Annotated in this window: 22 protein-coding genes and 1 pseudogene; 11 read left to right on the forward strand and 12 right to left on the reverse strand. The window is 62.7% G+C overall.

All coding sequences use genetic code 11. The annotated features are described in order from the left end of the window. The first annotated feature begins 72 nt into the window (after nucleotides 1-72). Nucleotides 73-1,131 carry a hypothetical protein gene (locus WD430_RS10230; RefSeq protein ID WP_339102350.1) on the forward strand — a complete coding sequence of 353 codons (1,059 nt, stop codon included), beginning with the start codon at nucleotides 73-75 and terminating at the stop codon, nucleotides 1,129-1,131. Between the two features lie 53 nt (nucleotides 1,132-1,184). Here WD430_RS10230 and WD430_RS10235 read toward each other — a convergent pair whose 3' ends face one another. Beyond that, nucleotides 1,185-2,021: a YihY/virulence factor BrkB family protein gene (locus tag WD430_RS10235; RefSeq protein WP_339102351.1), complete on the reverse strand. Its 837-nt coding sequence runs from the start codon at nucleotides 2,019-2,021 to the stop codon at nucleotides 1,185-1,187. A gap of 187 nt (nucleotides 2,022-2,208) precedes the next feature. Between WD430_RS10235 and WD430_RS10240 the strand changes: the two genes are divergently transcribed. Next, complete coding sequence (locus tag WD430_RS10240; protein ID WP_339102352.1) at nucleotides 2,209-3,006, forward strand: glucose 1-dehydrogenase; 798 nt, start codon at nucleotides 2,209-2,211, stop codon at nucleotides 3,004-3,006. Nucleotides 3,007-3,021: 15 nt separating this feature from the next. Here WD430_RS10240 and WD430_RS10245 read toward each other — a convergent pair whose 3' ends face one another. After that, on the reverse strand, nucleotides 3,022-3,477 hold the full coding sequence (locus WD430_RS10245) for a PIN domain-containing protein (protein WP_339102353.1): 456 nt from the start codon (nucleotides 3,475-3,477) through the stop codon (nucleotides 3,022-3,024). After that, a complete protein-coding gene (locus tag WD430_RS10250) occupies nucleotides 3,478-3,846 on the reverse strand; it encodes a hypothetical protein (RefSeq protein WP_339102354.1) in 369 nt (122 codons plus the stop codon). 2 nt (nucleotides 3,847-3,848) lie between these two features. Here WD430_RS10250 and WD430_RS10255 point away from each other — a divergent pair, with 2 nt between their 5' ends. The 3 genes from WD430_RS10255 to mutL all read left to right on the forward strand — a co-directional run bounded on the left by WD430_RS10255 (nucleotide 3,849) and on the right by mutL (nucleotide 8,085). Next, the gene (locus tag WD430_RS10255; protein ID WP_339102355.1) at nucleotides 3,849-4,733 is read left to right on the forward strand and encodes a dihydrodipicolinate synthase family protein; all 885 of its coding nucleotides are present in this window, start codon (nucleotides 3,849-3,851) and stop codon (nucleotides 4,731-4,733) included. 39 nt (nucleotides 4,734-4,772) lie between these two features. Then, a complete protein-coding gene (locus tag WD430_RS10260) occupies nucleotides 4,773-5,783 on the forward strand; it encodes a hypothetical protein (RefSeq protein ID WP_339102356.1) in 1,011 nt (336 codons plus the stop codon). Nucleotides 5,784-5,877: 94 nt separating this feature from the next. After that, nucleotides 5,878-8,085: a DNA mismatch repair endonuclease MutL gene (gene mutL / locus WD430_RS10265; protein WP_339102357.1), complete on the forward strand. Its 2,208-nt coding sequence runs from the start codon at nucleotides 5,878-5,880 to the stop codon at nucleotides 8,083-8,085. Between the two features lie 51 nt (nucleotides 8,086-8,136). Here the strand turns inward: mutL and WD430_RS10270 are convergent, their stop codons facing one another. Further along, nucleotides 8,137-8,346, reverse strand: a complete 210-nt coding sequence (locus tag WD430_RS10270) for a hypothetical protein (RefSeq protein WP_339102358.1) — start codon at nucleotides 8,344-8,346, stop codon at nucleotides 8,137-8,139. Between the two features lie 218 nt (nucleotides 8,347-8,564). Here WD430_RS10270 and rtcA point away from each other — a divergent pair, with 218 nt between their 5' ends. The 4 genes and pseudogenes from rtcA to WD430_RS10290 form a co-directional block, all read left to right on the forward strand. Further along, nucleotides 8,565-9,770, forward strand: coding sequence for an RNA 3'-terminal phosphate cyclase (rtcA, locus tag WD430_RS10275; RefSeq protein ID WP_339102359.1), 1,206 nt, complete (start codon nucleotides 8,565-8,567; stop codon nucleotides 9,768-9,770). A gap of 136 nt (nucleotides 9,771-9,906) precedes the next feature. Beyond that, nucleotides 9,907-10,860, forward strand: a complete 954-nt coding sequence (gene kdgK1 / locus WD430_RS10280; protein WP_339102360.1) for a bifunctional 2-dehydro-3-deoxygluconokinase/2-dehydro-3-deoxygalactonokinase — start codon at nucleotides 9,907-9,909, stop codon at nucleotides 10,858-10,860. Nucleotides 10,861-11,029: 169 nt separating this feature from the next. After that, nucleotides 11,030-12,403, forward strand: coding sequence for a hypothetical protein (locus WD430_RS10285; RefSeq protein WP_339102361.1), 1,374 nt, complete (start codon nucleotides 11,030-11,032; stop codon nucleotides 12,401-12,403). Between the two features lie 104 nt (nucleotides 12,404-12,507). Next, nucleotides 12,508-12,672: pseudogene (locus tag WD430_RS10290) on the forward strand (NAD(P)/FAD-dependent oxidoreductase); the annotation flags it as partial. A 12-nt stretch (nucleotides 12,673-12,684) separates the two neighbouring features. Here the strand turns inward: WD430_RS10290 and WD430_RS10295 are convergent. The 4 genes from WD430_RS10295 to WD430_RS10310 all read right to left on the reverse strand — a co-directional run bounded on the left by WD430_RS10295 (nucleotide 12,685) and on the right by WD430_RS10310 (nucleotide 15,010). Beyond that, nucleotides 12,685-13,746, reverse strand: a complete 1,062-nt coding sequence (locus tag WD430_RS10295; RefSeq protein WP_339102363.1) for a site-specific integrase — start codon at nucleotides 13,744-13,746, stop codon at nucleotides 12,685-12,687. 20 nt (nucleotides 13,747-13,766) lie between these two features. After that, a complete protein-coding gene (locus tag WD430_RS10300) occupies nucleotides 13,767-14,207 on the reverse strand; it encodes a hypothetical protein (RefSeq protein ID WP_339102364.1) in 441 nt (146 codons plus the stop codon). Next, nucleotides 14,204-14,605, reverse strand: coding sequence for a hypothetical protein (locus WD430_RS10305; protein ID WP_339102365.1), 402 nt, complete (start codon nucleotides 14,603-14,605; stop codon nucleotides 14,204-14,206). Before WD430_RS10305 ends, WD430_RS10300 begins: the two co-directional genes overlap by 4 nt. Nucleotides 14,606-14,815: 210 nt before the next feature. Further along, nucleotides 14,816-15,010, reverse strand: a complete 195-nt coding sequence (locus WD430_RS10310) for a hypothetical protein (RefSeq protein ID WP_339102366.1) — start codon at nucleotides 15,008-15,010, stop codon at nucleotides 14,816-14,818. Nucleotides 15,011-15,084: 74 nt separating this feature from the next. Here WD430_RS10310 and WD430_RS10315 point away from each other — a divergent pair, with 74 nt between their 5' ends. Further along, nucleotides 15,085-15,414: a hypothetical protein gene (locus WD430_RS10315; RefSeq protein WP_339102367.1), complete on the forward strand. Its 330-nt coding sequence runs from the start codon at nucleotides 15,085-15,087 to the stop codon at nucleotides 15,412-15,414. Between the two features lie 374 nt (nucleotides 15,415-15,788). Here the strand turns inward: WD430_RS10315 and WD430_RS22610 are convergent, their stop codons facing one another. Genes WD430_RS22610 through WD430_RS10325 form a run of 3 tightly spaced genes read right to left on the reverse strand, consistent with a single transcriptional unit; the run spans nucleotide 15,789 to nucleotide 16,458 of the window. Beyond that, the gene (locus WD430_RS22610) at nucleotides 15,789-15,923 is read right to left on the reverse strand and encodes an AbrB/MazE/SpoVT family DNA-binding domain-containing protein (RefSeq protein ID WP_407067119.1); all 135 of its coding nucleotides are present in this window, start codon (nucleotides 15,921-15,923) and stop codon (nucleotides 15,789-15,791) included. Further along, nucleotides 15,923-16,216: a hypothetical protein gene (locus tag WD430_RS10320; RefSeq protein ID WP_339102368.1), complete on the reverse strand. Its 294-nt coding sequence runs from the start codon at nucleotides 16,214-16,216 to the stop codon at nucleotides 15,923-15,925. The genes WD430_RS22610 and WD430_RS10320 overlap by 1 nt, the downstream gene beginning before the upstream one ends. Nucleotides 16,217-16,218: 2 nt before the next feature. Continuing rightward, the gene (locus tag WD430_RS10325; protein WP_339102369.1) at nucleotides 16,219-16,458 is read right to left on the reverse strand and encodes a hypothetical protein; all 240 of its coding nucleotides are present in this window, start codon (nucleotides 16,456-16,458) and stop codon (nucleotides 16,219-16,221) included. Nucleotides 16,459-16,538: 80 nt separating this feature from the next. Between WD430_RS10325 and WD430_RS10330 the strand changes: the two genes are divergently transcribed. Continuing rightward, nucleotides 16,539-16,853, forward strand: a complete 315-nt coding sequence (locus WD430_RS10330; protein WP_339102370.1) for a hypothetical protein — start codon at nucleotides 16,539-16,541, stop codon at nucleotides 16,851-16,853. 165 nt (nucleotides 16,854-17,018) lie between these two features. Here WD430_RS10330 and WD430_RS10335 read toward each other — a convergent pair whose 3' ends face one another. Next, on the reverse strand, nucleotides 17,019-17,444 hold the full coding sequence (locus WD430_RS10335) for a response regulator (protein WP_339102371.1): 426 nt from the start codon (nucleotides 17,442-17,444) through the stop codon (nucleotides 17,019-17,021). Nucleotides 17,445-17,641: the final 197 nt, after the last annotated feature.

The raw sequence follows: 17,641 nt of genomic DNA on the forward strand, positions 1-17,641 counted from the left end.
CGCCGACCGCTACTCGACTCGAGTTTCACCTGCAGCGAGGCCGTTTTTGCGTCTCGAAGCCGCCTACTCGATATGAGCTACGACGCGCTCGTCGATCGACTCGCGAGTGACGACCGCGAGCGGCGGATCGCGGCGTTTCCGGACGGCAGCGTCGATACCTACTACACCGCGTTCGACGAGACGGGCGATCGGATCGCGGCCCGCGAGACGTTCGGGGATCGAATCGCTCGCGGCGACAGTGACTCGGTTCCGATCGAGCGCGACTCCCGGGCGCCGGGCGGGCAGGCGGTGAACATGGCCCGACAGGTCCACGCGCTGGGCGACGAACCGACGCTCTACGGCCACCTCGAGGACCCGATCTTCGACGACCTGCCGTTCGAGGCGGTGTCGATGGGCGAGCCGTCGCGGATCTCGGTCTTCTCCTTTGAGGACGACGCCCTCCTGTTCGCGGAGCGGTCGTCGGCTATCGCGACCTGGTCGCTGGCCGATCTCGAGACCGCGGCGCCGAGCGGCGACGCCGGCGAGGCGCTGACGGCCGACGCCGTCTGCTGTGGCAACTGGGCGTCCGCGGAGGGGCTGGCCGACGCGCTCGCGACGCTCGCCGCGGGCTCGTTCGAGGCGTCGACGTTCGTTCTCGATCCCGGTCCGGTGAGTACGCGGTCCGACGAGGCCCCGCTCGACCTGCTCGAGGCGCTCGGCGAACTCGAGGCGGCGACCGACGTCGTCTACAGCGTGAATCGGCCGGAACTCGAGGAGACGGCGGCCGCGATCGACGCCGACGCAGACGTGGCGACCGATTCAAACCCGGACGCGCCCGGTGCGGACGCCGATCTCGAGCGTCTCGAGCGCGTCCGGGAGGCGGCGGGGATCATGGGCGCCGTTCTCCACGAGGCCGAGCACGCGGCGGCGGCGACGCGGGCGGAGACGACGGTCGTGGAGAACGTCGCCGTCGAGGACCCCGAACGGCGGACGGGCGCGGGCGACCGGTTCGGCGCGGGCCTCGCCGTCGCCCGCGCACGCGACTGGGACTGGGAGACGGCGCTCGCGCTCGGGAACTGCGCGGCCTCGTACTACGTCGCGACGGGCGAGACCGGGTCTCGAGACGATCTCCGTTCGTTTCTGGAGGGCTGAACCGCGATCTCGACGGTCGCGTCGATCTCGAGCACCGACCGACGCTACAGGTCTCACGCGCCGACCGGTTCCTGCGCGTTCCCGTCCTCGGAATCGCGGTCGTCCTCGCGGTCGATCGCGTGGTGGCCGCCGATCACGACGTTGACCGCCGCGCCGACCAGCAGGATCAGTGCGTTGCCGTAGAGCCAGATCAACAGCAGGATGACCGCGCCGAACGTCTCGAACGTCCCGACCGTGTTCACCAGCCCGACGTAGATCCCGAAGACGGTCTCGAGGACGACCCAGCCGCCGGCGGCGATGAGCGTTCCCGGGAGGGCGTCGCGAACCGAGACGTCCGGGTCCGGGAAGACGTAGTACATCGGGAAGAATCCGACCGAGAGGGCGACGAACAGGGCGATCGGCGTCGCCGCCTGAACGACGGGGTTGTCGATCGCGGCCAGCGTCGTCGTCCCGAAGCCGGCGCCGACGGTGGCGATCAGGATGACCGCGAAGACGACGGCGCCGTTGACGAGCTTCTCCGGGAACGAGTTCTCCCCGTCCGCGTAGAGTTCGTCGAACGCGGTCGTGACACCGCGGAAGATGCGCAGCATGCCCCACAGCAGCGAGACGAGCCCGATCAGCGACGCGCCGCCGCGTTTCGAGGCGTGGGTCAGCGCCTCGTAGACCAGCCCCTGGCCGGCGGGGCTCAGGTGATCGCGCGCCATCGCGACGAGCTGTTCGGTCAGGTACTCGTTGCCGACCGCGCCCGCGACGATAAACAGCAGGAGCAACAGCGGCAACAGGGAGAGAAAGGCGGCGTGGGCGATGCTGCCCGCCATGAACGTCACGTTGTGCTCGTCGATGACGACGGCGACCTCCCGGGCGACGGCGTAGATCCGTCGCGCGTCCATACCGACTCGAGGCCATCGTCGCCGAAAAGACCGCCGCTGGCGTGTGCCACCGTGTCGCAAGCTGGGCGCTCGAGCCTCGAGAGCCGGAGCGCCGATCGGCGGAGACGAGCGACGGCTGATCGGACGATGGGGCGCCGAAGGTGTCGGATCGGTACAGCTATGCCGCGAGGAGACACGAGTTAGCACGATGCACGAACCGGAGTTCGGCGTCGCGGGCGAGACGGCGATCGTCACCGGCGCGAGTCAGGGTATCGGCGAATCGATCGCGAGGACGCTCGCGGCCGGCGGTGCGAACGTCGCGATCTGTTCGCGCTCGATGGACCGCGTTGGGCCGGTCGCGGAGGAGATCAACGCGGCGGACGACGCGGGCGAGGCGCTGGCCGTCGAGTGTAACGTCCGCGAGCGCGAGCAGGTGCAGAACCTAGTCGACGAAACGATCGACGAGTTCGGCGACATCGATATCCTCGTGAACAACGCCGGCGGGGAGTTCGTCGCGCCGTTCGAAGAGATCTCCGAGAACGGCTGGCAGACGATCGTCGACCTCAACTTAAACAGCACCGTCCACTGCACGCAACTGGCCGGCGAGGTCATGCGCGAGGGGTCTGGCGGCGTCATCATCAACCTCTCGTCGGTCAACGGCCAGCACGCCGCGCCCGGCGAGAGCCACTACGGCGCCTCGAAGGCGGCGATCATCCGGCTGACCGAGACGCTGGCCGTCGAGTGGGCCGAACACGATATTCGCGTCAACTGCGTCGCGCCGGGCCTGATCCAGACGCCCGGCGTCGCCGAGACGCTGGGCATCGACAGCGAGGACATGCCGCCCCGCGAGAAGGCGGAACGGCGCATCGGTCATCCCGAGGAGATCGCCGACGTCGTGCAGTTCCTCGCCAGTCCCGCGGCCTCGTTCATGAACGGCGAGACCGTGACGGCGAAGGGCGTTCCGCGAGCCGGGAACTCGATGTCGCAGGATCTGGGGCTCGAATAGCGGACGTACTACTGATTACCGGGGGATGACAGTCATCCCGAGCGTTTCGAAATCACCGTCGTATGCGAGGACGTGATCGACGTTTCGTTCTCGCATCGTGGCTGCGATCATGTGGTCGGTGAACGAGATCTCGTGGTCGTCGTAGGTCTGCAGTGCGTCGCCGACCGCATCGAACCGGGATTCGGTTTCGAAGATCAGTTCGATCGTCTCCGAGTCGACGATTCGATTATACGCTTCTCGAGCGAGTGCTGGCGTCGCTTTCGACTGAAGTAACGTCACTAGCTCGTCGACGACGTACGTATTCGTGTACAGTGGTCGGTACGGAACGTTCCCTCGAACGACGTCTTGAAAAAACGCTCGGGTCGTCTCGTGTTCGACAGCCTGGGCGTGAAAGTACGCGAACAGCCCGCTCGTATCGAGAAATAGCGCTGTCGGACCGTCGTCGTTCGGTGCGAATTGGGGGTCACCCATCTACTCGTCCCCGTACAGGTAGTCGTCGGTTTTCGTAGCCGTCACCGACTCTCCGCCGTCCTCTGTCGGTTCGTACGAGAAGAACGGATCGTCAGGGTCCGGTCGGTCTCTCGTCGCGACGTATTCCTTCGCTGCTTCGTTGAGCGCCTCCTTGAGCGTCTTTCCCTGCCGTTCAGCGATCGATCGAAACCGTTCGTACTCTTCTCCGGAGAGCGAGGTCTGAACAACCGTTTCATCGTTCGTATCCATGTCCATGGCCACCTCCATGTCCATGTTGATGAGCGGCAGGGATAATTCCTCGGACTCGAGCGCCCCCGAATCGAAGTCGAGAGAGCGAGTACGTTTTTGCATCCTCCGGGAAACACCCACGTATGGATCTCCAGCAGGCACTCCGGGGAATCACCACGCCGCTCGTCACTCCCTTCGATCCCGACTCGAGCGACGTCGACGAACCCGCGCTCCGAAACGTCATCGACCGCCTCCTCGAGAACGACATCGACGCCGTCTTTCCCTGCGGCACCACGGGCGAGTTCGCCAGCCTCGCTCCCGAGGAACGACGGCGCGTCCACGAAATCGCGGTCGACGCGGTCGACGGCGAGGTCCCTGTCCTCGCGGGCGCCGCGGCCACGAGCGTCGCCGAAGCGGTCGACTACGCGGAGGAGGCCGCCGAGATCGGCGCCGACGCTGCGGTCGTCACGCCGGCGTACTTCCACACCGCGAACGCGCCCGAGGGGAACCAGCGGTTCCTCGAGCGGATCGCCGATCGATCCCCGTTGCCGCTCCTGCTGTACAATATCCCGGCCTGTACGGGCCAGCGACTGGAACCGGAGACCGTTGAAACCGTCGCCGGCCACGATAATATCGTCGGTCTGAAGGACTCGAGCGGCGACCTCGAGTACTTCCTGTCGGTCATGCGCCGGACGCCGGAGGAGTTCCGCATGCTGCAGGGGTACGACGCGCTCCTCGTCCCCGCGCTCCGGATGGGCGCCGACGGTGGAGTGAACGCGCTGTCGAACGCTGTGCCCGAGCAGTTGACCGAACTGTACGAGAAGTACGACGGCGAGCGCGGCGACGAACTGCAGGACGCCGTCAGCGGACTCTTCGACGCGTGCGCCACCTACGGGTTCGCGCCGGCGGCGAAGACGGCGCTCGAGTACCGCGGCGTGATCCCCTCGGACGCCGTCCGGCCGCCGCTGGTCGAGGTCCCCGCGGACGGCCGCGAGACGATCGGGAGCGCGATCGACGCGTTGATCTAGTCAGAGAATTAATGTTTTTCCAGGGCGTACGGTCGTCCGATGAATACCAGTTCCGCCGGTTCGGATTCGGATCCTGCACTCGAGTCCGACACCGGTCGCGGTCCCGGCCGCGATCCAAACCCCGTTCCCGATCCCGGCGCCGACTGGCCCGCCGCCGTCGGACTGTACGTCGCTGTCGTCGCCGCCGGACTCGTCGGAACGGCTGCGATCGCTGGCGGGGCCTCGAGCGACGCGGTTCTGGGGCTCGTCCCGACGGTCTTCACGGGCGGACTGCTCTGCGGGGCGGTCGTCGCACGGGCGAATCCCCGGTTCGCCCTCCGGCTGGGCGACCTGCGGTGGCGGACGCTCGCGCTCTGTCTGCCGGTGCCGGCCGTCGCCGGTTCCCTCGGTCTCCTCGCCGCGACCGGCGTCGTGACGGGCGAGTGGCCGTTCCTGCTCGCCGGCATCGGCGCGGCCGGTATCGGACTGTCGGCGCGGGTGCTCGCACTCGTCGCCCGCGACCTGTACGTCGAGGCGACGGTCGACGAACCCGGAGAGGCGGTCGCGGAATGGGCGTGGTATCAGTCGGGCACTAACGTCACCATGATCGCGTTCGGCGCCGGGCTGCTGGCCGTCGCCGCGGTCCTCTATCTCGGTTTCGGTTTCGGACGGCTCACGGTTCGACTCCCGCTGGCCGGCCTCGGCTGTCTCGCCGTCGGCTGGGCCCCGACGGTCTCGCTCCCGAACCCGGTCGGCGCCGAGCCGATCCGCCTCTCCGTGCCCCACATCGAGTACCCGCGGGCTGATATCCGCGCGTATTCGGCCGGAATCGTCGTCGAACCGCGGTTCGTCCCTTCCTACCGGCGGTTCGTACCGTGGACCCGACTCACCGACGTCCGGGTGACCGACGAGCGACTCGTCCTCGAGCGCCGCTGGCGGCCCGACGTCCGCTGTGATCGGGCCGAGATCGACGACCTCGAGGGAGTTCTCGACGCGCTCGAGACCGTCCGCCGAACCGGACGGTCTCCAAACCACAGATTAACCTCGCTCGAGCGAGAGCGACCGCCATGAACCGAGCGAACGGAGTCGGACGGACTCGAGCGGAGGCCCGCAGTTTCGGGACGCCCCTCGAGTCCGCCGGTCGCTCGCTCGCGCTGATCGAGCCATGACCGACGAGCCACCACAGGAGACCGAGATCCGCCAGCTAGACGAGGACACCGTCGCCCGCATCGCCGCCGGCGAGGTCGTCGAACGCCCCGCCAGCGCGGTGAAGGAACTCGTCGAGAACAGCCTCGACGCCGACGCCGACAGCGTCGACGTCACCGTCGCGGAGGGCGGCACCGAACTGATCCGCGTCGCCGACGACGGCCGGGGAATGAGCGAGGCCGACGTCCGCGCGGCCGTCCGCGAGCACACGACGAGCAAGATCGAGGGGCTCGAGGACCTCGAGTCGGGCGTCGCCACGCTCGGCTTCCGCGGCGAGGCCTTACACACCATCGGCTCCGTCTCGCGGCTGACCATCTGTTCCCGACCGCGCGAGGGCGACGGCACGGGGACGGAACTCGTCTACGAGGGCGGCGAGGTGACGAGCGTCGAACCGACGGGCTGTCCCGAGGGGACGATCGTCGAGGTCGAGGACCTCTTCTACAACACGCCCGCGCGCCGGAAGTTCCTCAAGACGACGGCGACGGAGTTCGCCCACGTCAACCGCGTCGTCACGCGCTACGCGCTCGCGAATCCGGACGTCGCGGTCTCGCTGACCCACGACGGCCGCGAGGTGTTCGCGACGACGGGACAGGGCGACCTCCAGGCCGCCGTCCTCGCGGTCTACGGCCGCGAGGTGGCCTCGTCGATGATCCCCGTCGAGGCCGACGCCGACGACCTCCCGCCGGGGCCCCTCGACTCAGTCTCCGGACTGGTCTCCCACCCCGAGACCAACCGCTCGAGTCCGGAGTACCTCGCGACCTACGTGAACGGCCGGGCAATCACCGCCGACGCCGTCCGCGAGGGGATCATGGGCGCCTACGGCACCCAGCTCGGCGGCGATCGCTACCCGTTCGTGACGCTCTTTCTCGAGGTGCCCGGCGAGGCCGTCGACGTCAACGTCCACCCCCGGAAACGGGAGGTCAGGTTCGACGACGACGATTCCGTTCGCCGGCAGGTCGACGCCGCCGTCGAGTCGGCGCTGCTCGAACACGGCCTGCTGCGCTCGCGGGCGCCCCGCGGCCGGTCGGCGCCCGGCGAGGCCAGCGTCGCTCCCGGGGACGCCGCTCGCGGGACGGCCGACGGAGAGCCGACGGCCGAGGACCTTCCGGCCGCGCTCGAGTCCGACGACGAGTCGGGGTCCGAATCCGAATCGCCGTCCGAACCGACGGCCGACGATACCGCAGCGGCCTCGTCGCGATCGACGTCGGCAGTCGACGCGGGATCCGCCGACGGCGGTTCGACGACGGGTTCGGCCGGGTCGCCACCGGCCGGCGGCGCCTCGAGTGGGTCGTCCGGAACCGCTTCGAGCGGTCCGTCCGGCAGCGACTCGAGTGGTACGTCTGAAACTCCGTCGGGAACCGCCTCGAGCGAGTCGATGCGACGCGCCTCGAGCGACGCTCCGACGACCGAGTCGACGACGTCTCGAGGGGACTCGAGTGCCGATCGCAGAGGCGACGATTCCGATCGGACCGACCGCGAGCCGACTCGCAAGTTCGCCGCGGCCACCGAGCAGCGGACGCTCTCCGGCGAGCGCGCGACCGGCGACGAGACCGAGTTCGACTCGCTGCCGGCGTTGCGCGTACTGGGACAGCTCGACGACACCTACCTCGTCTGCGAGACCGACGACGGCCTCGTGCTGATCGACCAACACGCCGCCGACGAGCGGGTCAACTACGAGCGCCTCCAGCGGGCGTTCGCCGACGACCCCGCTGCGCAGGCGCTGGCGGAGCCCGTGGAACTCGAGTTGACCGCCGCCGAGGCCGAGGCCTTCGAGGGCTACCGCGAGGCGCTCTCGCGGCTGGGCTTCTACGCCGACCGGACCGACGACCGGACGGTGGCCGTGACGACGGTCCCTGCAGTGCTCGAGGAGACCATCGCGCCCGAGCGCCTGCGGGACGTCCTCGCGTCGTTCGTCGAGGGCGACCGCGAGGCGGGCGCGGAGACGGTCGACGCGCTGGCCGACGAGTTCCTCGGAGACCTGGCCTGCTACCCGTCGATCACGGGCAACACGTCGCTGACCGAGGGGTCGGTGATCGATCTCCTCGAGGCGTTAGACGACTGCGAGAATCCGTATTCCTGTCCGCACGGGCGACCGGTGATCGTCCGGTTCGACGAGCGCGAGATCGAGGATCGCTTCGAGCGGGATTATCCGGGCCATCAGGGCTGACGGCCGTCGATCGATCGGTTCTCGAGCGGTCCGAGTCGATGCTACCGGTCCCTACTGATCTCTGGTGTTGATGGCGTTGAACTCCTTCCAGAGACCGATCAGGACGAGGATCGTCACGAGTGCGAGTCCGACGAGCAGGGCGGTTTGCCACTCGCCGAGCGCCTTCGATTCGATCAGTCCGCCCGCCCAGCCGAGCGTGAAGACGATCAGTCCCGTCCCCGCGATGACGAGAATGACGAGCCGGTCTGCGAGTTCGGTCATGTGCGCCGCTTGCCGTCCACCGGTTGTAACGAGACGGCCTGCAACGGCTGCCGTCGACGCCGTAGCGCGGTTTTCGGCCGGTGCGACGGAGCCGCCGCTGGACCGCTCGCTCTCGAGAGCTACATCGGGGACGAGTCCGAGATCGGCCGCGAGGGCGCTCTCTCGTTCTCTCGCCCGCAATCGGCAACGGTACGGGGACCGACGCCGAACGGCCGTCCATGACGATCGACCTCGACGGCGCGAACGCGGGCGGCCAGTTCGTTCGGACCGCGCTCACGCTGTCGGTCCTCGAGAACGAGCCCGTCCGCATCGAGAACGTCCGCGGGAACCGATCCACGCCGGGACTGCGCCACCAGCACCTCGCCGTCCTCGAGACGATGGCCGCCGTCTGCGACGCCGACGTCTCGGGCGCGGAGCTGGGCGCCGAGACGGTCGAATTCGAGCCCGACCTCGAGTCGACCGCGGACGCCAGCGGCTGGAGCGACGGCGGACGCGGCCGGCTCGCGGGCGGCAGCTACGAGGTCGACATCGGCACTGCGGGGAGCGCGACGCTGCTGTTCGACGCGCTCCTCCCGCTCGCGACGATTCTCGAGTCGCAGCTGTCGGTGACGGTCACCGGCGGCACCGACGTGGCGTGGTCGCCGCCGCTGGACTACGCGCGACGCGTGAAACTGCCGCTGCTCCGACGGATCGGTCTCACCGCCGCCGTCGAGGTCGATCGCCGCGGGTTCTACCCCGACGGCGGCGGGCGAGCTACGCTCCATCTCGCGCCCTCGACGCTGGAACCGATCGACCTCGCGGCGCGCGGGCCGCTCGAGGGCGTTCGTCTCTACTCGACCGAGTCCGCGTCGCTGACGGACCGGGACGTGGCGTACCGACAGGCCGAGGGCGCCCTCGAGCGGCTGTCGCTCGGGGAGACCGACCTCGAGGTCGTCGACCGCTGCGAACGGACGGTCGAGAGCCCCTCGCCCGGCTCGGCGATCGTCCTCCGCGTCGATCACGGGTCGGGCATTGCGGGGTTCACCGCGCTGGGCGAGCGCGGCAAACCCGCCGAGCGCGTCGGCGAGGACGCCGCCGACGCTGCGAACCGCTTCCTCGAGCGCGACGCCGGGAGCGGGCCGGCGCCGCCCGTCGACCGCCACATGGCCGATCAGCTGCTGGTCTTCCTCGCGCTCGCGGGCGGTCGCGTCCGGATTCCCGCCGTCACCGACCACGTGGCGACGAGCCGCGAGTTGCTCGCGGCCTTCGGCGCCGATATCGCGCTCGAGGTCGAGGGAGTCAATGACGGCGATGCGAGGAGTGGCGTCGACGCGAGCGGCGGCGATGGTCGCGGGAGCGCGAGCAGTGACCGCACGAACGGGACCGGCGAGCGGACGACCGATGCGCCGGCAGTGGTGACGGTCGACGCGCCCGTCGGACCCTGACTCGAGGCCCTGGAACTGGAACCAACGGCTCTTACGCGCTGGTTAACTCATCGCCACCACTTATACCGCAGCCGTCCGTTGCTCCGGGTATGACCGACGCAGACAGCATCGGCGACTCGGTCCGGGGGGCCGATCAGTGAGCGACATCGTCACGTTCGGGGAGACGATGCTCCGCCTGTCGCCGCCACAGAACGAGCGCCTCGAGGACGTCGACGAGTTCGAGGTTCGAGCGGCCGGAGCGGAGAGCAACGTCGCGATCGCGGCGAGTCGGCTGGGCGCGACGGCGGCGTGGCTCTCGAAGGTGCCGGAGACGCCGCTGGGGAAGCGCGTCGTCGGGGAACTCCGCCAGCACGGGATCGACACCGACGTCGTCTGGAGCCACCGCGGGCGGCAGGGCACGTACTACCTCGAGCGGGCGGGCAAACCACGCGGGACGAACGTGATCTACGATCGGGAGAACACCGCCGTCTCGACGGCCGAGGCCCGCGAGTTCGACATCGATCGGATCCAGAACGCGCGCGTCTTCTTCACGACCGGGATCACGCCCGCGCTCTCGTCGACGCTCCGGGAGACGACGGCGAACATGCTCAAGGCGGCCCGACAGGGCGGAACGACGACCGCCTTCGATTTCAACTACCGGAACAAGCTCTGGTCGCCCGACGAGGCCCGCGAGACATTGACGCAGCTGTTCCCCGGGATCGACGTGCTCGTCATCGCCGCCAGAGACGCCCGGACCGTCCTCGGCATCGAGGGCGATCCGCGACAGCTCGCCCACCGGCTGGGGTCCCAGTACGACTTCACGACCGTCGTCGTCACTCGCGGCGCGGAGGGCGCGATCGGCTGGCACGACAGCGTCGTCCACGAGCAGACGGCCTACGAGACCGACACCGTCTCGTCGATCGGCACCGGCGACGCCTTCACCGGCGCGTTCATCGCCCGCCGGCTCCACGGCGACGACGTCCCGACCGCCCTCGAGTACGCCGCGGCGACGGCGGCGATCAAGCGGACGATCCCGGGCGACGTCGCGCTCGTCTCCAAGGAGGAGGTCGACGCGGTCGTCAAATCGGGCGGGACAGACCTCTCCCGATAGGTCCGCGAGGCGTCTCCGAAGCCGAGTTCGGGAACTCGAGTACGGCAGAGACCGACCGTCGTGGCGCTCGAGTGCGGTCGGAACCGAACGATGCGACGACCCTCGCGGCGCTCGTTTGGACGGGTTTGTCAGAAGCTATGTTATATTCCGGTCGGAATCTGTGACTGTCATGAATCGCGGAGTCGCAGTGATCGTTGCACTGCTCGTGGCGACGAGCGCCGTCGGCGCGGCGTTCGGAGCCAGCGCAGGCGCGTCGACCGACGTGGAATCGAGTACGAACACCGACGGCGAGACCGCGACGACGGCCGGCGGCGAGGCGTACGCCGGCACGCACGTCGCGTTCGACGTCGAGGGGGACGCGATCACCGACTACCGAGTCGGCGGCGAGGAGACGTTCTCCTCGGTGGCCGTTCAGTCGAGGAGCGAGGCCACCGCCGACGCCGGTCTCGGCGCCGACCTCGACCTCGAGACGCTGACGAGCCTCGAGGGCGCCGGCCTCTCGCTGGCCGCTCAGTCCGAGACGAGCGCCCAGGTGCGGGCCGAGAGCGGCGCGACGCTGTCGGCCCACGACACCGAACGCGGGACGCTCGTCGTCGAGAGCGGGAACGAGAGTCAGTACGTTACGGCCGAACTCGCCGCCAACGCGACGGCGAGCGACGAGGGCGACGACGGCGACCGCGTTCGCGTCGAGACCGACGACCACGAGGGCGTCTTCCTCGTTGTCGGTGACGGCGACGTGACGGTCAACAGCGAGGGCGACGTCACGGCCGAACTCGCCGAAAACGCGACGCTGGCGTTCCGCTCCTACGAGGAGGGCGAACGCGACGAGACCGCCGAGTACGAGGAGTCGCTGATCGCCGACGGCCAGTCGGCCGTCGAGGTTCACGTCGAGGACCGGAGCGGCGAGGCCGTCACTTACGGCCAGGAGACCAGCGCCGAGGTCGCTACCGAGACCCGGAATCAGGTCAACGTGACCATCGATCGCGCCACCCACACGGGGACGGTCGTGCTGACTACCGTCTCCGAGGAGGCCGTCGGCAGCCTCGAGGATCTCGAGGTCCGGATCGACGGCGAGGCCGCCACGGAGGTCTCCTCGAAGAGCGACCTCGAGGGCGCGATCGGGAGCGACGAGTCCCGATACATGATCGCCCAGCAGTCCGAGGCGTCGGCCGAGGCGACGGTCTACATCGCCGTCAACCACTTCTCCGAGCGAACGGCGACGATCGACGGTGCCGACAGCGACGACTCGGACGATAGTACCGACGGCGACGGGACGGACGACGGAACTCCCTCGAGCGACGACAGCGGCACGGACGAGGAGACGGACGGAACCGACGGCGACGAGACGGCCGACGGGAGCGAGACCGACGCGGCCGACGGCGACGACGCGGACGGTGAGACCAGCGATGGCGGTGACGACGAGAGCGACGACGGCGGCGGAAGCGACACCGGCGAGGACGGCGGCGACGGGATGCCCGGCTTCGGCGTCGTCGCGGCCCTGGTCGCCGCGCTGATCGGGATCGGCGTCCGCGTCCACAGCTAGCCGCCCCGCAGCATCGTTTCCGTCCCGCTTTTCAGTGTGTCGACCGGTTTCGCTCACCCACCACCTGAGGAACGCCTTTTTGTCGCGCCGGTGTACCCCGGGGTATGGTACACGTCGCGATCGTCGGCGCGTACGGCAGCGCGGGCGTCGCCGTCGCCGACGAACTCCTCGAGCGCCGTGCCGACCTCCCGGAGCTCGAACTGACGCTGATCGACGACGGCGACCCCGGCGGCGGACTCTGCATTCTGCGGGGCTGTATGCCGAGGAAAGTCCAAATCGTACTACCTCTCTAACTTGAATATCTGATTTCGGTAATCAGTCTCGATATCCTGATAGTACGTATGGATGTAATACTTGATCGTCCCGTTCAGGCTTTCACCCTTCGTATCTCCGCGCATATAGCCGACCAATTCTGAATTCCAGTCTTTCTTCACGGTGAAGTAGGTCGTAAAGAAGTGCCGGCCGTAATGACTGCTGATCGAGCGATATCCGTCCAGTTGGATTTCCTGAAAGTATTCATTCCATATATTCGAGCATACATTATCAGACAATTTGACATGGCTTTTCTTCGAGAGCAATAGCCACGGCTCATTGACGTTCGGGCGAACGAGAAGGTATCGAAGGATTACCTTTCGCAACTCATCATCGAGGGGCAAAACCCGGGTTCTCGAGGATTTATTTCCGTCTCGGTCGTCCGGTATGATAATTGAATTGTCGTAATCAGTATTCTTTCCTAACGACGGATAATGTCTCTCTAACTCATCATTATCGATGTGTACATCAGCAATTTTGATGTTCCCGACTTCACCCCGGCGCAAGCCGAGTTTGAGTTGCAGAAAGACAATGAGCCGATCTCGATAATGTTCCGGCAGACACTCACGGATGTCGTCAAGTTCGACCGGCGGATAGTCTTTTCTTTCCTCCTTATCAGGATTCCAATTATCAAGCACCTTTTCGAACGGATTATACGTCGTTGGATGCGGCGCTGTGTGCTCCTTTTGTAAGAATTCGTAAGCGTTGTTGACCGCACGTAGTTTCACTTTGATTGTCTGAACACTATTTTTTTCCTCGAGAGATTCAACAAAACTCCAAATATTCTGTTCAGTCGGGCATGAAGCCTCCCGTGGTTTAGATTCCATAAATTCAGACCATTCGCGCAACGATCGTTCAATAGTTGTGTGTCTTGACTTGGATAAATTCCGTTTGTCAACCACCTTGCTCATGTACATTTCAAACGGATCGGCTTCCATATCGTCTTCTTCGGATGCCTTCTCTTTCACTCTCGACATAATTTCAGATGGCTGTTCCAACGGATCTTCGTCATTACCTGTCTCTTCGGCCATAATTCGCCGCATTTGATCTGTCATTGTACTCTTTTTCGCTCGCTGATTTTGTAGTCCCAGCATTTGCGGGTTTCAGGCCCGCTAACGACCGCTAACATGACTGGCGAATAAACGTGAGGATAATTATAATTCATCATTAAGAACTTGTAGAATCCGTGCAACCGCTGAAAGTAGAAGTACGTTGTCGTGAGACTTTTTGATTCCATCATATCGCTGAAGTAATCTTCAACCTCGTCCGGGTGAGCGAGGGCATGATGACTTTCAACATGATTTTTCCATGACTTTTCGACTCGCCGGAATCTTCGAGATTCATAATCAGAAATGTCTTTCTGAGCGACAAATTCCGACCAGACATCACGGCCGTCGAATTGGTCAGAATAGTGATATAATCGATAGTAATCCGGGATATCCTGATACTCCGTGTAAACCCCCATCAGCTGCTTGGGATCGGTCGGTCTCATCGGAGGGTGAGTGATTCAATCCCATCTCGTTCAAGAAGTTCAACTATTCTATCATGAGTCGTCTCCGTGATGTGATTTTCAAGCTCGGCGATGTCTGCCTCCGGGTTCTCGTCAAGATACTGTTTGGCTACGTGAATATCTGAACCATACAACTGATCTTCTAACTGATTGATTCGCTCACGGGCCGAATTAAGTTCTTTTTTCAAGTCATTCCGCTGTTGTCGTAACTCCTCCTTCGATAGATCGGGCCTGACCGTCGTATCAAATCCTTTATCAGTCTTAATCCCGGCTTCAGTCATCGCCCGGATAAATTCTGATTGGCTGAACCCTTTTTCTTCCGCGCGGTCCTCCCAGCGTTCTTTCTGGTCCTCGGGGACTCTCAGCGATACTAATGCCATCTACAGTCCGGAAATGTATTACACCGAGTTAAACCCCACGGTACAAGGCCTGAAGGTCCAGAATTCTCGGGATTCAGGATTAATCATCTGTTTCAATCATCACGATCCGCCCGTGAGTCGCCCCCGGTTCATAGAAAGCTCGAGAAGGCCGTTATACGGCGTTACCTGAGGGTTTTCCCGGCGGCTAAGGGGTAGCCCAGTAAAGCTGTATTACTCCCGATCGCGGACGTTTGGGTCATCGAAGAAGTCAGTAATCATCATTGATTCGCCCTCGACTATTTCCGCTTCCAAAAAGTCACAAATTTGATGATCGGTAAAGTGACCGTGCCACCGCTCGAGGTCGGATTGATCGCGGTACGGATTCCGCTGCAAGAGGATCATTTGCCATTGCTGAAGGTCATTCATCTTAATCGCCAATTATCACTGCCCAAAGATAACTTTTTCGTCATATTTTTATTCCTTCAAATACTAAATGGAATATGAAAGAGAATTGCCTCGATTGCGCCGAACCGACGACAGACAATTTGGCAGTGATTTGGAACGATCCGGATTGGGGAAAGTTCATTTTTCCCGCTCGGGAGGCGTGGATTTATGAACCCGAGAAGGTCGGCTATTTCTGTGATAGCTGCTGGGAATCGTGGAATGAGCAGCTGCAAGAGGTGAAACCGTACTTGATTCTCGCGAACAATGGTTACAAGCCGGAAATATGTTGGAAAAAGATTGACCAACTAATGAGTACAATCCCGGAGTGGTATTACGCTAAAGCGACTGTACTGCCTCCGGAGGAGATTCAAGATCGTCTTGATTAGTTTCAATCCCTTCGGTCTGAATCTTGTCAGCAAAGTCCGGAACCATATCCGACTAATACGGTATTATCAAACATAAATGTGTCAGTATCAAACGATCGCTCGTTTCAAGCCACTCGTCCGCGGAAAAATAGTCCACGAGATTTCATACTGTTTGTCATGTGAGGATCTCAAAGCAACGAGCTATAAGTCAAATCAGGAGATTGATAGATTCATTCACAAAGACTTAGCAGAATTAGTCCCCGATTCTGATAAAGCCTTGACGTACTGCCATACTTTAATTCGGAACGAAAGAGCTATGGTAAAACCCGAATGGTGGGATGATGTAACGGACCGTTACTGACGGAAAGAGAGGAAATGATTAACCTCGCCGGATTTCACGGGTCATCGGGGAATTTACCATCAAATGACATTTCTACCCGATCGCCGGGCGAAATGTCATATTCGTCACGTATATCAACGGGAACTACGATCTGTCCCTGACTTGATATCTTAGCAACGAAACGAGTCATTATTCTGCCGATCGGATAACTTCGTTCTCTTCATTCCGGATCTCGAACGTGTCGTAAAAACTGGTATACACGTCTCCCTCGACTAATTCAAGGGGCACTTCTTCGCCATCCTCGAATAACACGCGTTTACCCGGGCCGAGGTTTAATCCGTCCGGGAAATCATCAATATTATCTTCCGTCACAGTGATAAATAAATCGCCGTGGCGGTTGATGGCCCGATCCGCGTCTTCGGGTAGGTCTCGCGTCACTTTATCGCCGTATCCAAAGTCGTCTTCTCTTACATTAGGAGTCATGATTATTCAATATATTTGTCAAAAACCGCCTGAATGTCTTCTCGGAGATCCTCTCTCGAGGTATACTCATCATCGTTGACATCCATAATTAGGTAGGCGAGGTCGTCAGCTAACTCGGCATTACCGGTTCGCATCTCAGTCAGCTTCCGCGCCATTTGCCGCTCATCACGGGCTGCTTCGTCCGTATCCATGTTATTGCGAACATCACGGAGCATTAACTTTTCTACTGCCGCGTAACTCATACTTTCTCTTAGTTTTCAATATACTAAAAGCTTTGTACTCAACATTAAGATATTTACCCCTTAGTGACATATTGGGCACTATGGAAATGATTTCCAACGAAGAAGACGGGGAAATAATCGTTAACGGGGCTGAACCCTTAGCTTTAGGGATTAGCAATTCGGTCGGCGGGGAGGTCGATCGACAGGAGCATTTGCGCCAGTTAATATCTCAATGGCTTGACGTTATTGGTTTCCGGACGAATGAAGATGTACAAAGGTGGAAGAATGAGGGGTATCGCGCTCGAGATATTTTGAACCGACTCCGAGAGGAAAAAAGAGCCGGCGAACCCCTCGAGAATTTCGATCCGTGGCCGCCCGGCCGTGACCCCCGGAAATCGTCGTTCCCAAGGGTCTGAGACTCGAGGTTACAGCCGCCGGATTGCTGGTGCTATTCGTTTTCGAGATTTCTACATTCAGTTTTCAGTGAAAACGGCCGGAGAGTGGGTGCCTCTGACTCATCCCCGCACCCCCATTCCTCCATTACAATCAGTATCTATGAACTTTCCGAAGTAAACGAATGGTCACGGAGGGAGGTGGGCGACCTTCAGCCAGAACTTCTCGAGCGCTTCAGTAATGGTATCAGCTTCTGCCTTATCAGCGGGCTTCTTGATATGAGCATTCGCGTGGAGATCGTAGGAACGAGCGGTCTTTTCTGCTTCGATCGTCGCCGTTAATACGAGTACAGGGATCCGATGTAATTCCGGCGTATCCTTCATTTCCTTGAGTATCTCGTTACCACTCGTGCCGGGCAGATTGAGGTCAAGAAGAATCAAATCGGGGCGTGGACTATCCGCATGATCTCCCCGCTGATGGATGAAATCGAGAGCTTCGTCGCCATTGGTAACCATGTGAATCGAGGCATTTATTTCCTCAAGAGAGTCAATGAAAGATGACATTTCATCGGGAGAAGATTCTACTAAGAGAACGTCCCGATCAGAATTTCCCATGAGAGGAACAATGATCCGACCCTAAATCAGACTTCAACCTTATATATTTGGTAGTGAGCCGATTTCACGCCAAAATGGAGATCCGATACGCCGATCGGGATTGCTCTCCATTTCAACGTTCTTCACCGATAATAAGTGTCGACTCGCCGATCGATGATACTCTCGTGGGTTACAGCCGCCGGATTGCTGGTGCTATT

Source organism: Haloterrigena sp. KLK7, from assembly GCF_037914945.1.
Classification (GTDB): Archaea; Halobacteriota; Halobacteria; order Halobacteriales; family Natrialbaceae; genus Haloterrigena; species Haloterrigena salinisoli.

Bases quoted from the DNA above. Each gene is read 5' to 3' on its own strand.
- WD430_RS10325 (WP_339102369.1), bottom strand. From the start codon at position 16,458: ATGAGTTACGCGGCAGTAGAAAAGTTAATGCTCCGTGATGTTCGCAAT.
- WD430_RS10260 (WP_339102356.1), top strand. From the start codon at position 4,773: ATGAATACCAGTTCCGCCGGTTCGGATTCGGATCCTGCACTCGAGTCC.
- WD430_RS10305 (WP_339102365.1), bottom strand. From the start codon at position 14,605: ATGGCATTAGTATCGCTGAGAGTCCCCGAGGACCAGAAAGAACGCTGG.
- WD430_RS10245 (WP_339102353.1), bottom strand. From the start codon at position 3,477: ATGGGTGACCCCCAATTCGCACCGAACGACGACGGTCCGACAGCGCTA.
- WD430_RS10315 (WP_339102367.1), top strand. From the start codon at position 15,085: ATGAAAGAGAATTGCCTCGATTGCGCCGAACCGACGACAGACAATTTG.
- WD430_RS10230 (WP_339102350.1), top strand. From the start codon at position 73: ATGAGCTACGACGCGCTCGTCGATCGACTCGCGAGTGACGACCGCGAG.
- WD430_RS10335 (WP_339102371.1), bottom strand. From the start codon at position 17,444: ATGGGAAATTCTGATCGGGACGTTCTCTTAGTAGAATCTTCTCCCGAT.
- WD430_RS10240 (WP_339102352.1), top strand. From the start codon at position 2,209: ATGCACGAACCGGAGTTCGGCGTCGCGGGCGAGACGGCGATCGTCACC.
- rtcA (WP_339102359.1), top strand. From the start codon at position 8,565: ATGACGATCGACCTCGACGGCGCGAACGCGGGCGGCCAGTTCGTTCGG.
- WD430_RS10300 (WP_339102364.1), bottom strand. From the start codon at position 14,207: ATGAGACCGACCGATCCCAAGCAGCTGATGGGGGTTTACACGGAGTAT.
- WD430_RS10235 (WP_339102351.1), bottom strand. From the start codon at position 2,021: ATGGACGCGCGACGGATCTACGCCGTCGCCCGGGAGGTCGCCGTCGTC.
- WD430_RS10255 (WP_339102355.1), top strand. From the start codon at position 3,849: ATGGATCTCCAGCAGGCACTCCGGGGAATCACCACGCCGCTCGTCACT.
- WD430_RS10295 (WP_339102363.1), bottom strand. From the start codon at position 13,746: ATGGCCGAAGAGACAGGTAATGACGAAGATCCGTTGGAACAGCCATCT.
- WD430_RS10285 (WP_339102361.1), top strand. From the start codon at position 11,030: ATGAATCGCGGAGTCGCAGTGATCGTTGCACTGCTCGTGGCGACGAGC.
- WD430_RS10330 (WP_339102370.1), top strand. From the start codon at position 16,539: ATGGAAATGATTTCCAACGAAGAAGACGGGGAAATAATCGTTAACGGG.
- WD430_RS10320 (WP_339102368.1), bottom strand. From the start codon at position 16,216: ATGACTCCTAATGTAAGAGAAGACGACTTTGGATACGGCGATAAAGTG.
- WD430_RS22610 (WP_407067119.1), bottom strand. From the start codon at position 15,923: ATGACTCGTTTCGTTGCTAAGATATCAAGTCAGGGACAGATCGTAGTT.
- WD430_RS10310 (WP_339102366.1), bottom strand. From the start codon at position 15,010: ATGAATGACCTTCAGCAATGGCAAATGATCCTCTTGCAGCGGAATCCG.
- WD430_RS10270 (WP_339102358.1), bottom strand. From the start codon at position 8,346: ATGACCGAACTCGCAGACCGGCTCGTCATTCTCGTCATCGCGGGGACG.
- mutL (WP_339102357.1), top strand. From the start codon at position 5,878: ATGACCGACGAGCCACCACAGGAGACCGAGATCCGCCAGCTAGACGAG.